Genomic DNA, 14,158 nt, shown 5'->3' on the forward strand with positions numbered 1-14,158 from the left:
CCGTCCGGGAGGGGCACGAAGGGGGCCCATTGGCCCTGCACCGGGCCCAGTGGCCCGCTCCACCGGGCGCATTGGCCCGGCCGCGGCGGACTCAGTGGCCGCCCTGCTCCTCGAACCGCTTGTACGACCGCTCGATCTCGATCTCGGCGTCGGTGCGGCCGACCCAGTTGGCGCCCTCGACGGACTTGCCGGGCTCCAGGTCCTTGTAGACCTCGAAGAAGTGCTGGATCTCCAGGCGGTCGAACTCCGACACGTGGTGGATGTCGCGCAGGTGCTCCACCCGCGGGTCGGACGCCGGGACGCAGAGCAGCTTGTCGTCCCCGCCGGCCTCGTCCGTCATCCGGAACATGCCGATCGCACGGCACTTGATCAGGCAGCCGGGGAAGGTCGGCTCCTCCAGGATGACCAGCGCGTCCAGCGGGTCGCCGTCCTCGCCGAGGGTGTTCTCGACGAAGCCGTAGTCGGCCGGGTAGCTGGTCGAGGTGAAGAGTCGGCGGTCCAGGCGGATACGACCGGTCTCGTGGTCCACCTCGTACTTGTTGCGCGAACCCTTCGGAATCTCGATCGTGACGTCGAACTCCACCGGTGGCTCCTCCATGATCAACACACAGTTCTGGTGGTTAAGTGTCCCTCACGCAGGTGTGTGATCGCGAAAGGGGCTGGTGGTCGTGCCCGAGCAGAGGCGCTGGCGGGCGAAAGCGCGTGTGACGCGGGTCGCGCAGGCCCTACGGCCCCGGCTCACCCGGGCGGCGGTGGCCGCGAAGCCGCGGGTCGCGCGCTGGGCGCGTTCCGTGCAACCGCAGGTCACGCGGTTGACCACGGTGAAGACCTGGCAGTACACGGCGGGCGCCGCGACCGTCGGTCTGGTCCTGGCCGCCGGGGTGGTGACCGCCGCCGGGCCCTGGGACTCCACGGGCCAGCGTAGGGCCGAGGCCGATCGGGCCGCCGCGCAGGGGCCCCTGGGTGGCGCAGATCACGGACGTAATTCCGATACGTCCGCCGGCGCACCGCGTCCCGCGCCGAGCGCGCCCCCCGTCCTCAGCGGTCTCGGCACCGCCTCCGGGCCCGCCGGAGGAGTGAAGGCCGCCCCGAACGGAGGCAAGCCCCTCGCCGAAGTTCTCGAACCGCTCCTGAGGGACGCCGGACTCGGGGAGGGCCGCAGCGCCTCGGTCGTCGATGTCACCGCCGGGAAACCCCTCTACGGACTGGACCAGGACACGGCGCTCACCCCCGCCTCCACCACGAAGATCGCCACGGCCGTCGCGGCGCTCTCCGCGCTCGGCGCCGACCACCGCCTCACCACCCGGGCCGCCCTGGAGCCCGACACCGGCGAACTCGTCCTCGTCGGCGGCGGCGACCCCACCCTCACCGCCCGCGCCGACACCGACGGCAACGCGAGCCTGCGCGACCTCGCCCGACGCACCGCGAAGGAACTGAAGAAGCGCGACCTGCGCACGGTGACGCTGTCGTACGACACCACCCTCTACGCCGGGGACGAGCGCCATCCGATCGGGGTCAACGACAACCTCGCGTCGATCACCCCGCTCATGGCCGACGAGGCCCGCACCGACGACTCCACCAGCGGACCCGCACCCCGCCACACCGATCCGGCGGTGGAGGCCACCCGCGCCTTCGCGACGTTCCTCAAGCAGCACGGCATCAAGGCGAGCGCGCCGGGCCCCTCCAAGGCCACCGGCCGCGCCACGACCCTGGCGACGGTCGCCTCGCCGCCGCTGTCCTCGCTGGTCGAACGGATGCTGACCGACAGCGACAACGACATCGCCGAGGCCCTCGCCCGGCACACCGCCCTCGCCTCCGGCGAACGCGCCGACTTCAAGGGCGCCGGGAAGGCCATGAAGGACCGCCTCAGGAAGCTCGGCGTCCCGGTCTCCGGCATCGCCCTGAAGGACGGCAGCGGCCTCGACCGCGACGACCGGCTCACCGCCGACCTCCTCACCGCGCTCCTGGCCAAGGCCGCCGACCCCGACCGGCCCGACCTGCGCGCCACCCTCACCGGGCTGCCCGTCGCCGGCTTCACCGGCACCCTCACCGCCCGCTACACCGACGGCGCCGCCGGCACCGTACGCGCCAAGACCGGCACCCTGACCGGCGTCAACACCCTCTCCGGCACCCTCGTGGACGCCCGGGGCCATCTGCTCGCCTTCGCCTTCCTGGCCTCGGAGACGACCGACCCGCAGGCGGCGCAGGCGGCCCTGGACCGGACCGCCACCGCACTGGCGACCTGCGCGTGCCGATGAGCGTCCGCGTCCCGGGAGGGGCCTGGTCACCGCGCCGCCGGTCTGCGTGCCGATGGGCGTCCGTGTCCCGGGAGGGGCCTGGCCACCGCGTCGGCGGTCTGCGTGCCGATGAGCGTCCGTATCTCGGGCGGGCCCTGGCCACCGCGTCGGCGGTCTGGGTGCCGATGAGCGTCCGCGTCCCCCGCCCCGGGCGGTCACCCGGGGTCCGGCCGCCGCACGGCCTGCCCGAAGCGGCGCCGCTCACGTACCGTTGAACCCATGACGAGCATCGGTGGTGCCGAGATGGTCGACTGGAATCTCGCGGTGGCGACCGCGACCCGGCTGGTCCGGCCGGGCCCCGAGGTGAGCCGTGACGAGGCCAGGGCCGTCGTCGCCGAGCTGCGCCGACATGCCAGGGCCTCGGAGGAACACGTCCGCGGATTCACCCGGATGGGGACCGAGGCCACCCATGACACCCCGATCCTCGTGGTCGACCGCCCCGGCTGGGTGCGGGCGAACGTCGCCGGGTTCCGGGAGATCCTCAAACCCCTCCTCGACAAGATGCAGGAACGTCGCACCAGCACCCCCGGCGGCGCCGTGCTCGGCGCGGTCGGCGGCAAGGTCACCGGCGTGGAACTGGGCATGCTGCTGTCGTTCCTGTCCTCCCGGGTCCTCGGCCAGTACGAGACCTTCGCCCCCGCCTCCCGCGACCTCCCGGCCGGTGCCGACGGCGGCGGCCGGCTCCTCCTGGTCGCCCCGAACATCGTGCACGTCGAGCGCGAACTCGACGTACAGCCGCACGACTTCAGGCTCTGGGTCTGTCTGCACGAGGAGACCCACCGCACCCAGTTCTCGGCCGTGCCGTGGCTGCGGGACCACCTGGAGGGCGAGATCCAGTCGTTCCTCGGCGAGACCGAGGTCGACCCGATGACCGTCCTGGAACGCATCCGCGAGGCCGCGCAGTCCCTGGCCGGGGGCCGCCCGGAGGGCGAGGAGGACGACGGCGGACGCTCCTTCGTCGAGATCGTGCAGACCCCCGCCCAGCGGGAGGTTCTCGCCCGGCTCACCGCCGTGATGTCCCTCCTGGAAGGCCACGCCGACTTCGTCATGGACGGGGTGGGCCCCCAGGTCGTGCCGACCGTCGCGGAGATCCGGGAGAAGTTCCAGCAGCGCCGCGCCAAGGGCGCCTCACGGCTGGATCTCGCCCTGCGCAAGCTGCTCGGCCTGGACGCCAAACTGCGCCAGTACCGGGACGGCGAGCGGTTCGTACGGGCCGTCGTGGAGGAGGTCGGCATGGACGGCTTCAACCGGGTGTGGACCTCCCCGAACACCCTCCCCACCAAGACGGAGATCGCCAAACCGGCGGACTGGATCGCGCGGGTGCACCGCAAGGCGGAGTCGTGAAACCCATGGGGGTGAGGTGAACCGGTTCCCGCCCGCGGCAGTCGAACGCCCCTCCAATCACCCGTCCGAGGGACCGTGGGCCCTGGGCAGGCGTGCAATGCTCGGGACACCGCCCGCTTCTGTCACCATCTACACACTCTGAGTGACCGAACCCGGGCTCACCCCCCGAAAACTTCATGAAGGGAACCGGACATGGGTCCCCATCCTGCGGTCGCGGCGATACGCCTGGCGGTCCGCCGCGTCCTCCACGACCTCCTCACCGAACACAGCCGCGTCCCCGACCCGGCCGGCCCCCACCCGACGGGCCCCACCGCGACCTCCCAGGCCGCCCCCGGCCGCACCCCCACCGGCCGCACCCCCCACCGGTCCGCCACCGGCACCGTCACGACCGCCCCCACCGCCCCCACCGGCCCTACCGGCGGCCCCCTCCCGACCGGCCCCGCCGCATCCGGCGCCGCCGGGCCCGGGACGTACGAGCGTCCGCCGACTCCGCTCGTACTGGTCGCCTGTTCCGGCGGCGCCGACTCCATGGCGCTCGCCTCCGCCCTCGCCTTCGAGGCGCCCCGGCTCGGCATCCGAGCGGGCGGCGTCACCGTCGACCACGGACTCCAGCCGTCCTCCGCCGAGCGCGCCGAGGACGTCGTCCTGCGGCTGCGCGCCCTCGGCCTCGACCCCGTCGAGGCCACCTCGGTCACCGTCGGCCGCGAGTCCAGCAGCCCCGCGCACGGCACCGCCTACGCCGGCGGCGGCGGACGCCGGGTGGGCCCCGAGGCCGCCGCCCGCGACGCCCGCTACGCCGCCCTCGACGCCGCCGCCGCACGCCACGGGGCCATTGCGGTCCTGCTCGGGCACACCCGCGACGACCAGGCCGAAACCGTCCTGCTCGGGCTCGCCCGGGGCTCCGGCATCCGCTCCCTGTCGGGCATGGCCGCGGTCTCGGGGGCCGCCGGCCGTTACCGCAGGCCCTTCCTCCACCTCGACCGGCAGACCGTCCGCAAGGCGTGCATGGTGCAGTCCCTGCCCGTCTGGGACGACCCGCACAACGCCGACCCCGCCTACACCCGCTCCCGGCTGCGCCACGAAGGGCTGCCCGCCCTGGAGAAGGCGCTCGGCAAGGGCGTCGTCGAGGCGCTCGCCCGTACCGCCCGGCTCTCCCGGGACGACGCCGACGCCCTGGACTCCTGGGCCCACCAGGCCGAGTCCGCCGTCCGGGACGCGGCCGGACTGCTGGAGTGCGCCAAGCTCTACGCGCTCCCGCCCGCCGTGCGCCGCAGGGTGCTGCGCCGGGCGGCCATCGAGGCCGGTGCCCCGGCCGGTTCGCTGTTCGCGCGGCACATCGAGGAAGTGGACCGGCTGATCACCGGCTGGCGCGGCCAGGGGGCCATCAATCTGCCGGGCCGGGTCGTCGCCCGTCGGCAGGGTGGCAGACTGGTGATTCGGCAAGGCTGACCCGACACCCCCGGACGGGGGAATCGGTACCCCTCCGGTGAGGGACATCGGTCCCCCCGGACGGGGGACCGGTCAGCCGGTGGGACGACCGAAAGTGATGCGGGTGGACGCGAAAGACATGGGTGCCGACCTCCAGCAGGTGCTCATCACCAAGGAAGAGATCGACGCCAAACTGGCCGAACTGGCCGCCAAGATCGACGCCGAGTACGCGGGGAAGGACCTGCTGCTCGTCGGCGTCCTCAAGGGCGCGGTGATGGTCATGGCCGACCTCGCCAGGGCGCTGTCCACCCCCGTCACGATGGACTGGATGGCGGTGTCCTCCTACGGGGCGGGCACCCAGTCCTCCGGTGTCGTACGGATCCTCAAGGACCTCGACACCGACATCAAGGGGCGGCACGTCCTGATCGTCGAGGACATCATCGACTCCGGGCTCACCCTGTCCTGGCTGCTGTCCAACCTGGGTTCGCGCGAGCCCGAGTCGCTGAAGGTGTGCACGCTGCTGCGCAAGCCGGACGCGGCGAAGGTGGCCATCGACGTGGAGTGGGTCGGCTTCGACATCCCCAACGAGTTCGTCGTCGGCTACGGCCTCGACTTCGCGGAGAAGTACCGCAACCTGCCGTTCGTCGGCACGCTCGCGCCGCATGTCTACGGCGGCTGAGACCGGCTGAGTCCGGCGAGGCGGGCTGAGTCCGGCGAGGCGGGCTGGGTCCGGCGAGGCCGGCCGAGACCGGCCGAGACGGCTGAGTCCGGCTGGACCGAGCCGGGCCCGGCCCGGTACTGGCCGGGTTCCGGCCGAGTCGGGCCGGGCCCGCCGGGCGCCGGCTGAACCGTACGGACCAAGCGGTGCGGGCCGATGCGCGAGATCGGGAACCCCAGCCGGTTCCGCGCCGTTGGAGCATGCGTAGACGAGATTGCCGGCACTCCCGTGCGCTGTCACGCGACAATGCTGGGGTACCGTCAGAAGAACTGTCTTATCAAACTCACTATGGCAGGAGGGACGGGGCGGCACCGCTCCGTGTGGATGGACGTGAAGCGATACTTCCGTGGGCCGGTCATGTGGATCGTGCTGGCCGTCCTTGCCGTGGTCGTGTTGATGCAGGTCGTCGGCTCGTCCGGGGGCTACAAGACGGTGGACACCGGCCAGGTCGTCCAGGCGATCAATCAGAACAAGGTAGAAGCGGCCAAGCTGACCACCGGCGACGAGCAGACCATCAAGGTCACGCTCAAGGACGGTCAGAAGATCGAGGGCAGCTCCAAGATCCAGGCGAGCTACATCGGTGACCAGGGTGTCACCATCGCCGACAACCTTCAGAACAAGTTCCAGGCGAACCAGATCCCGGACGGCTACACCGTCTCGCCGTCCAAGCAGAACCCGATCGTCGGCATTCTGCTCTCCCTGCTCCCCTTCGTCCTGATCGTCGTCGTCTTCCTGTTCCTGATGAATCAGATGCAGGGCGGCGGCTCCCGGGTCATGAACTTCGGCAAGTCCAAGGCCAAGCTCATCACCAAGGACACACCGAAGACGACCTTCGCGGACGTCGCCGGTTCGGACGAGGCGGTCGAGGAACTCCACGAGATCAAGGAGTTCCTCCAGGAGCCGGCCAAGTTCCAGGCCGTCGGCGCCAAGATCCCCAAGGGCGTACTGCTCTACGGTCCTCCCGGCACCGGCAAGACGCTGCTCGCGCGCGCTGTCGCCGGCGAGGCGGGCGTCCCGTTCTACTCGATCTCCGGCTCGGACTTCGTGGAGATGTTCGTCGGCGTCGGCGCCTCCCGGGTGCGCGACCTCTTCGAGCAGGCCAAGGCGAACGCCCCGGCGATCGTCTTCGTCGACGAGATCGACGCGGTCGGCCGGCACCGCGGTGCCGGACTCGGCGGCGGTCACGACGAGCGCGAGCAGACGCTGAACCAGCTCCTCGTGGAGATGGACGGCTTCGACGTCAAGGGCGGCGTGATCCTCATCGCCGCGACCAACCGCCCCGACATCCTGGACCCGGCGCTGCTGCGCCCCGGCCGGTTCGACCGTCAGATCGCGGTGGACCGCCCGGACATGCAGGGCCGTCTGGAGATCCTCAAGGTCCACCAGAAGGGCAAGCCGGTCGCCCCGGACGTCGACCTGTCGGCCGTCGCCCGTCGCACCCCCGGCTTCACCGGTGCCGACCTGTCGAACGTGCTGAACGAAGCGGCGCTCCTGACGGCGCGCAGCGACAAGAAGCTGATCGACAACCACATGCTGGACGAGGCGATCGACCGGGTGGTCGCGGGCCCGCAGAAGCGGACCCGGATCATGTCGGACAAGGAGAAGAAGATCACCGCGTACCACGAGGGCGGTCACGCCCTGGTCGCGGCGGCCTCTCCGAACTCCGACCCGGTCCACAAGATCACCATCCTGTCCCGGGGCCGCGCGCTCGGCTACACCATGGTCCTGCCGGACGAGGACAAGTACTCCACCACGCGCAACGAGATGCTCGACCAGCTCGCCTACATGCTGGGCGGGCGCGCGGCGGAGGAACTGGTCTTCCACGACCCGACCACCGGTGCCGCCAACGACATCGAGAAGGCCACCACCACGGCCCGCGCGATGGTCACGCAGTACGGCATGACCGAGCGGCTCGGCGCCATCAAGTTCGGCGGCGACAACACCGAGCCCTTCCTCGGGCGTGAGATGGCTCACCAGCGCGACTACTCGGAAGAGGTCGCCGCCCTGGTGGACGAAGAAGTCAAGAAGCTCATCGAGAATGCGCATAACGAAGCCTGGGAGATCCTGGTCGAGAACCGCGACGTCCTCGACAACCTCGTCCTGGCACTCCTGGAGAAGGAGACCCTGGGCAAGGAGGAGATCGCGGAGGTCTTCGCCACGATCGTGAAGCGGCCCCCGCGTCCCGCGTGGACCGGTTCCTCACGGCGTACCCCGTCGACCCGTCCGCCGGTGCTCTCCCCCAAGGAGCTGGCCCTGACGAACGGTGCCAACGGATCGGCTCCGGCGATCACCACGTCGAAGTCGCCCGCGGCGCCCGAACCGACGCCGGAACCGGCTCCCGAGGAGCGCCCCGAGAGCTGACCGGACCCGGTCCGGCCGCCGTCCGGCCCGGAATGAATGCCGTGCCCCCCAGGTTTTAGCCTGGGGGGCACGGCATGTGTCGTGCCCGCGGACAGGCGTGGGCCGCACGCCGACGGCACAGGAACGAGGCACCACATGACCGACCCCGTGACCCTTGACGGCGAGGGGCCCATAGGCGAGTTCGACGAGAAGCGTGCCGAGAACGCCGTCCGGGAACTGCTGATCGCGGTCGGCGAGGACCCCGACCGCGAGGGGCTCAGGGAGACACCGGCGCGGGTGGCACGGGCCTACCGGGAGATCTTCGCGGGGCTGTGGCAGCGGCCGGAGGATGTGCTGACGACGACGTTCGACCTCGGGCACGACGAGATGGTGCTGGTGAAGGACATCGAGGTGTACTCCACGTGTGAGCATCACCTGGTGCCGTTCCGGGGGGTGGCGCACGTCGGGTACATCCCGTCGACCAGCGGGAAGATCACGGGTCTGTCCAAGCTGGCGCGACTGGTCGATGTCTACGCCCGCAGGCCCCAGGTCCAGGAGCGGCTCACCACCCAGGTCGCGGACTCCCTGATGGAGATCCTGGAGCCGCGCGGGGTGATCGTGGTCGTGGAGTGCGAGCACATGTGCATGTCGATGCGGGGCATCCGCAAGCCGGGCGCGAAGACGATCACGTCGGCGGTCCGGGGCCAACTGCGGGACGCGGCGACACGCAACGAGGCGATGAGCCTGATCATGGCCCGATGAGGCAAGCGGGTGGCCTCCCGGGGGCGGGGCTCGGGGCGGGGCTGAGCGGGGCGGTCGGGGGCGGTCGGGGGCCGTTCCTGGAAGTGGGCCACAGCCGCCCGCCGGAAGCGGGACCGGAAGCGGAAGCGGGACCCCTCCGCCCTCGGGAGCGCCGCCCCTCCTCGTGAGTCGGGGGAATGGGCGGAGTGACCGGGAAGCCGGTCGGCCTCGCCACGGATCCGGAAGCCGGTCGGCCTCGCCACGGACCGGGGCGCGGTCTCGGCGGGTGGGTTCCCTTCCCGGGGGTGGGGGACGGGCTGGACCCGGGTGGGTGGTCGGGGTCGTGGGCCCGGGGGGCTGGGCTCGGGAGGACAGGTCAGGCGGCTGGGGCGGTGCCTGTGGTGTCGTGGTCCTCGTCGTCCGGGAGCTTGCAGACATGCTCCAGGAACATGGCCGCCGCTATCACCGCGATGCCGGCCAGGACCGAGAAGCCGGCGTAGATGGCCTGGTCGCGGCGGGCCGGGATGTCCAGGAACTCCAGCAGGAAGACACCGGTGCCGCCGTACATCCCGGCGACGAGCGCGGCGACCAGGGCGCTGGCGTGGCCGAAGACGACCGCGCGGGCGGCCATCAGCGGGTCCACGCCCTTGGCGCCGGGCTGACGCTCGCGCTGCGCCTTGAGCCGGGCGCGCAGCGAGAGCGCCGTGGCGGTCAGCACCGCGGCGATCAGGGCGAGCACGATCGGGGCGGCGAGGGGGACGCTGGGGAGCGTGCCCACCGAGTTCCACAGCCGGGCACCTGCCCAGGACACGACTCCGGCGATGACGAAAACGCCGGCCAGCAGCCTGATGCGCAGCTCTCTCACGGTGTGCCTTCAGCTCCCCGGTCCGATCCCATACGGTCGTGTTGACCTTAACGACTATTCGGGCAGCCGGAGTTCCAGGTCCGCGCGGGGCGTGACGCCGTCGCGGGTGACCTTGTCGAGCAGGTCGGCCACCGGGCCGCGGCCGGGGAGCTGGGCCTCGGGGTCCACGTCGTGCCAGGGCGCGAGGACGAAGGCGCGTTCGTGGGCGCGCGGGTGGGGGAGGGTGAGCCGCGGGTCGTCGCTGACGACGTCGGCGTACGACACGATGTCCACGTCCAGGGTGCGGGCACCCCAGCGCTCGTCGCGGACCCGGTGGAACGCCTCCTCGACGGCCTGCGCGCGCTCCAGCAGGGAGGACGGCGGCAGGGTGGTCTTGAGGACCACGACCGCGTTGAAGTACGACGGCTGGCTGCCGGGCTCGACACCCCACGGCTCGGTCTCGTAGACCGGCGAGACCGCCTTGATCCGCACCCCCGGGGTGTCCTCCAGCGCGTCGATGGCGCCCTGGAGGGTCTCCAGACGGTTGCCCAGGTTGGAGCCGAGGGAGACCACGGCCCGGCGCGGATTCTGGAGCGTGGTGTCGGCGGCGTCGACCTGCTCGACCACGGAAGCGGGCACCGGCTGGACGGTCGGGTCGCTGGAACCTCCGGTGAACGCGGTCATACTCGGCTCCGGGTGATGGTGACGGTCACGTCGTCGAAGGGGACCGTGATCGGCGCGTCCGGCTTGTGGACGCAGACCTCGACCTCCTGGACGTTCTCGTGCTTCAGACAGACCTGGGCGATGCGCTCGGCGAGCGTCTCGATGAGATGGACCGGCTCACCCTCGACGACGGCCACGACCTCCTCGGCGACGATGCCGTAGTGCACCGTCCTGGTCAGGTCGTCGTCGGCCGCGGCCGGGCGGGTGTCCAGCCCGAGGACGAGGTCCACCAGGAAGGTCTGGCCCTCCTCGCGCTCCTTGGGGAACACCCCGTGGTGCCCGCGGGCCTTCAGGCCGCGCAGCGCGACACGATCCACGCGAATCACTCCTGCAATCGTCGGTGTCGGCCGGTCCGTACCGCGTGCGGGCGGACGGTCGGCCTCGAACGAATCTACCTGCGCGCACTGACAGTCCCCGGCCCCGGCCCGCGCCCCCGGGGCCGGAAGCGGCATCTACCCCCGGGTCGGTGATTCCAACCAGGCCGATGCCCTTCAGGAGGCGCCCCTCAGGAGGTGCCCTTCCGGAGGTGCCCTTCCGGAGGTGCCCCCTCAGGAAGGCTGGGCCTCCTCGCCGTCCTCCTCGTCGTTCTCGGCGAGCACCGGGGAGGCGTGGTGGGACCAGAGCTTCCAGCCGTCGGAGGTGCGCCGGAACACATTCGTGGCGACCACCAGCTGCCCCACCAGAGGGCCCAGCTCACCGCCCTCCTCGGGGGCGGGGCCGCCGCTGAGGATGTTCTCCGTGCAGGTCACCAGCGCGGTGTCGCCGGTGACGGAGACATGTACGTCGGTGAGGAAGAACTGGATGTAGTCGGTGTTCGCCATGATCAGCGCGTACGACCGCAGCACCTCGCCGCGGCCGGTGAGCACCGGCCAGCCGGGGTGCACACAGGAGATCACGCCGGTCTCGGCCGGGTCGTGGTACTCCTCGTCCACGCCCAGGTCGGACGGGGTGAGCCAGAGCGAGGACACGGTCTCGAAGTCACCGCGTTCCAGTGCCTCGTAGAAAGCGGTGTTGGCGGCCTCGACCTGCTCGACGTCGGTGTGGGGGGCGCTCACCGGGCTCCTTCTGCGGGGTGTGCGCCGGGAGCGCGGGTCGTGTCCGTGCGCGCCTCTTCGACGGCGCGGGCGACGCGTACGGCGTCGGCGGTGGCCCGGACCTCGTGGACGCGGACGGCCCAGGCGCCCGCGTGGGCGGCGAGGGCGGAGACGGCGGCCGTGGCGGCGTCGCGCTCGCGCGCGGGGGGCGGCGCGCTCTGCGGGCCGGCCAGGACGCGCCCCAGGAACCGCTTGCGGGAGGCGGCGACCAGCAGCGGGTGGCCGAGCGCGCGCAGCCGGTCGAGATGGGCGAGGAGCACCAGGTCGTGCTCGGCGTCCTTGGAGAAGCCGAGGCCCGGGTCCACGACGATCCGGTCGGGGGCGATGCCGCCCGCGCGTACGGCGTCCACGCGCGCGCGGAGTTCGTCCACGACCTCGCTCACGACATCGTCGTAGACGCCCTTGACGTTGCCGCCCTCCAGGAAGCCGCGCCAGTGCATGACCACGAAGGGGGCGTCGGCCGCGGCGACGACCGGGATCATCGCGGGGTCGGCGAGGCCGCCGCTGACGTCGTTGACGAGCTTCGCGCCCGCGGCGAGGGCCTGCTCGGCCACCGAGGCGCGCATGGTGTCGACGGAGATCACCGCGCCCTCGGCGGCGAGACCGCGGACGACGGGGACGACCCGGCGCAGTTCCTCGGCCTCGTCCACGCGGGTGGCTCCCGGCCGGGTGGACTCGCCCCCCACGTCGATCAGGTCGGCGCCCTCGGAGACCAGGTCGAGGCCGTGCTTGACGGCGGCCGTCGTGTCGAACCAGCGGCCCCCGTCGGAGAAGGAATCGGGGGTCACGTTCACGACCCCCATGACCGCGCAGCGGTCCCATGACGGGAGTCCCGCGACGCTCCGGCGTCCGCTCTGCTTGCTCATACGTTCAGCGTAGGCCCATGGTCGCCACCGATCTCGGGGGCTCCGCGGGGTGGACGGGGGAGGGCGGCGCCGGTGGCGACCGCGCCGGCCCCGCATGCTTCCGCCCGGAGCGTGGCGAAGGCGGGAGTTCCACGGGTTCCACGGGTTCCATGGGTTCCACGGGTTCCACGGGGAAGTCGTACGCCGAATCAATACGGCGGAACACCGCGGAATTGAGTGCCACGCACGAATTGCGGGACCGCTTCGAGATCGATGACCCGGATCTGGTCTATCGGCGGTAGGTCTACCGGTTCCACCGGTCTTCCGGTCACAGGTCTACCGGTCACAGGTCTACCCGTCTACCCGTCTAGCGGGTTACCGGTCACAGGTCTAAACAACAGGTCCCAGGTCACGTACGCGTCGTACCCGGGTCTCGTAACCGGCGCGCCCGATGCGTGCGGCCGTCCGGCGGGCCTTGTGCATCGTGCGGCCGGCGCGGGGGAAATCCCGGACGTCCACCACCGCCCTGTCGCCCGGTGGGGCGTCCAGGCCGGTCTCGCGGGTCCACACCTCGCGGCCGGTCTCGGAGCAGCCCGTCACGGCGGGGGTCCAGGAGTGGGCGCGGGCGACGTCCATGAAGCGCTCGATGGCGCCGGGCCACGCCTCCACGTCGCCGATGGGGTCGCCGTCGGCGCGCATCACACCGGAGACCACCCGGTAGGCGACGGCCGCCTTGCCGCTGGGGGAGAAGACCACCCCCTGGTCGCGGCGGAGCGCGAACTGGCCGAGGGGGTCCCGGCCGCCGTGCCGCTCCAGCAGGGTGCGCAGCCGGGTCTCGTCGTCCCCGATGAGCCGTGCGACCGGGCGTTCGGGGCGCAGGGCGAGACAGGCCGTGGTGACGGCCGTGAGCAGGCCCAGGGTGGCCAGGGAGACGGCGACCGCCCAGGAGGCGCCGCCCTGGTAGCCGACCGGACCCTCGACGCCGAACAGGCCGTACAGCACATGCGTGAGACGGTCGGCCAGGCTGGGATCGCCGATCATACGGCCGTAGTGGGTGCTGACGACGATCAGCCCGAGGACGACCGAACTCGCGCCCATGAGGACGAGATTGGTCAGCGCGCGCCAGCGGCTGCGCGGGTCGGGCGGGGCCATGAACCGCTCCCGGTGCCGCAGCAGCGCCCACAGCAGCACCAGCGAGACCACCGCACCGACCAGCGCGTGCCGGTACGTGAACTGGGCCAGCGCGCCGAGCGGCAGCAGGGCCACCGCCGCCCGCCAGGCCCGCCGCTTGCCCCGCCCGAGCCCGTGCGCGAGGCGCAGCAACAGCACGCCCACGCCGAGGGAGAGCGCCGCCGTGAACGGTCCGGGCGCGCTGGGCAGCACCTGCGCCAGTGCGTGCGGGTGACCGTGCCAGAAGCGCGGGGACACTCCCGCCGCGATGTCCAGCAGGCCGACGAGCGCGCAGGCCCTGGCCGCGAGGAGGGGGACCGATCCGGGGCGCGGGCCGCGCAGCAGACGCCGCACCCGGCCGGCCCGCGCCGCATTGCTGACCGACATGCCCCCTTCTCCCCCTTCCGCCCTTTGTTCCCTGACCGCCATCGCAAACCCGTAGTTCCACGAGAGACCGGTGGACCGGTACCGATTCGGGCATCCAGTCACATTGCGCCCTCTAGGACGATGACTCGGGCGCTGAGGTTCACTCCGGGACGCACTCCCCTGCCGGAGGGGATTCCGGGAGGCTTGTGAGGGGCGTGCGGGGTGCTTGCGGGATCCTGGTGGGGAGC

At 71.8% G+C, this 14,158-nt stretch carries 12 protein-coding genes and 1 pseudogene; 6 read left to right on the forward strand and 7 right to left on the reverse strand.

Annotation, left to right across the window (positions count from 1 at the left end; genetic code table 11):
* Positions 1–91: 91 nt before the first annotated feature.
* Entirely contained in the window at positions 92–583 is a 492-nt protein-coding gene (locus ACIQNG_RS32920; protein WP_401433689.1) for an inorganic diphosphatase, read from the reverse strand.
* A gap of 79 nt (positions 584–662) precedes the next feature.
* Between ACIQNG_RS32920 and dacB the strand changes: the two genes are divergently transcribed.
* The 6 genes from dacB (at position 663) to folE (ending at position 8,889) form a co-directional block, all read left to right on the forward strand.
* A complete protein-coding gene (gene dacB, locus ACIQNG_RS32925; protein ID WP_401490120.1) occupies positions 663–2,258 on the forward strand; it encodes a D-alanyl-D-alanine carboxypeptidase/D-alanyl-D-alanine-endopeptidase in 1,596 nt (531 codons plus the stop codon).
* A 258-nt stretch (positions 2,259–2,516) separates the two neighbouring features.
* Complete coding sequence (locus ACIQNG_RS32930) at positions 2,517–3,641, forward strand: zinc-dependent metalloprotease (RefSeq protein WP_401433683.1); 1,125 nt, start codon at positions 2,517–2,519, stop codon at positions 3,639–3,641.
* Between the two features lie 192 nt (positions 3,642–3,833).
* Positions 3,834–5,090, forward strand: coding sequence for a tRNA lysidine(34) synthetase TilS (gene tilS / locus ACIQNG_RS32935; protein WP_401490122.1), 1,257 nt, complete (start codon positions 3,834–3,836; stop codon positions 5,088–5,090).
* 97 nt (positions 5,091–5,187) lie between these two features.
* Complete coding sequence (gene hpt / locus ACIQNG_RS32940) at positions 5,188–5,748, forward strand: hypoxanthine phosphoribosyltransferase (RefSeq protein WP_401434063.1); 561 nt, start codon at positions 5,188–5,190, stop codon at positions 5,746–5,748.
* Positions 5,749–6,111: 363 nt separating this feature from the next.
* A complete protein-coding gene (gene ftsH / locus ACIQNG_RS32945; RefSeq protein WP_401490193.1) occupies positions 6,112–8,148 on the forward strand; it encodes an ATP-dependent zinc metalloprotease FtsH in 2,037 nt (678 codons plus the stop codon).
* Between the two features lie 135 nt (positions 8,149–8,283).
* Positions 8,284–8,889: a GTP cyclohydrolase I FolE gene (gene folE, locus ACIQNG_RS32950; protein WP_401490124.1), complete on the forward strand. Its 606-nt coding sequence runs from the start codon at positions 8,284–8,286 to the stop codon at positions 8,887–8,889.
* Positions 8,890–9,244: 355 nt separating this feature from the next.
* On the opposite strand, the gene ACIQNG_RS32955 is transcribed toward folE, so the two are convergent.
* The 6 genes and pseudogenes from ACIQNG_RS32955 to ACIQNG_RS32980 all read right to left on the reverse strand — a co-directional run.
* The gene (locus ACIQNG_RS32955; RefSeq protein WP_401490126.1) at positions 9,245–9,733 is read right to left on the reverse strand and encodes a DUF3180 domain-containing protein; all 489 of its coding nucleotides are present in this window, start codon (positions 9,731–9,733) and stop codon (positions 9,245–9,247) included.
* Positions 9,734–9,787: 54 nt separating this feature from the next.
* The gene (folK, locus tag ACIQNG_RS32960; RefSeq protein ID WP_401433674.1) at positions 9,788–10,396 is read right to left on the reverse strand and encodes a 2-amino-4-hydroxy-6-hydroxymethyldihydropteridine diphosphokinase; all 609 of its coding nucleotides are present in this window, start codon (positions 10,394–10,396) and stop codon (positions 9,788–9,790) included.
* Entirely contained in the window at positions 10,393–10,752 is a 360-nt protein-coding gene (gene folB / locus ACIQNG_RS32965; RefSeq protein WP_401433671.1) for a dihydroneopterin aldolase, read from the reverse strand. The genes folK and folB overlap by 4 nt, the downstream gene beginning before the upstream one ends.
* A gap of 231 nt (positions 10,753–10,983) precedes the next feature.
* Entirely contained in the window at positions 10,984–11,490 is a 507-nt protein-coding gene (locus ACIQNG_RS32970; RefSeq protein ID WP_401490128.1) for a nuclear transport factor 2 family protein, read from the reverse strand.
* Positions 11,487–12,395, reverse strand: a complete 909-nt coding sequence (gene folP / locus ACIQNG_RS32975; RefSeq protein ID WP_401433665.1) for a dihydropteroate synthase — start codon at positions 12,393–12,395, stop codon at positions 11,487–11,489. Before folP ends, ACIQNG_RS32970 begins: the two co-directional genes overlap by 4 nt.
* Before the next feature lie 381 nt (positions 12,396–12,776).
* Positions 12,777–13,931 (reverse strand): annotated as a pseudogene (locus tag ACIQNG_RS32980) (phosphatidylglycerol lysyltransferase domain-containing protein); the annotation flags it as partial.
* Positions 13,932–14,158 lie beyond the last annotated feature (227 nt).

Source organism: Streptomyces sp. NPDC091377, assembly GCF_044757045.1.
Taxonomy (GTDB): Bacteria; Actinomycetota; Actinomycetes; order Streptomycetales; family Streptomycetaceae; genus Streptomyces.

Excerpts from the sequence above, each read along its gene's own strand:
- ACIQNG_RS32930 (WP_401433683.1), top strand. The coding sequence starts at position 2,517 with ATGACGAGCATCGGTGGTGCCGAGATGGTCGACTGGAATCTCGCGGTG.
- folE (WP_401490124.1), top strand. The coding sequence starts at position 8,284 with ATGACCGACCCCGTGACCCTTGACGGCGAGGGGCCCATAGGCGAGTTC.
- folK (WP_401433674.1), bottom strand. The coding sequence starts at position 10,396 with ATGACCGCGTTCACCGGAGGTTCCAGCGACCCGACCGTCCAGCCGGTG.
- tilS (WP_401490122.1), top strand. The coding sequence starts at position 3,834 with ATGGGTCCCCATCCTGCGGTCGCGGCGATACGCCTGGCGGTCCGCCGC.
- folP (WP_401433665.1), bottom strand. The coding sequence starts at position 12,395 with ATGAGCAAGCAGAGCGGACGCCGGAGCGTCGCGGGACTCCCGTCATGG.
- ftsH (WP_401490193.1), top strand. The coding sequence starts at position 6,112 with ATGGACGTGAAGCGATACTTCCGTGGGCCGGTCATGTGGATCGTGCTG.
- hpt (WP_401434063.1), top strand. The coding sequence starts at position 5,188 with ATGCGGGTGGACGCGAAAGACATGGGTGCCGACCTCCAGCAGGTGCTC.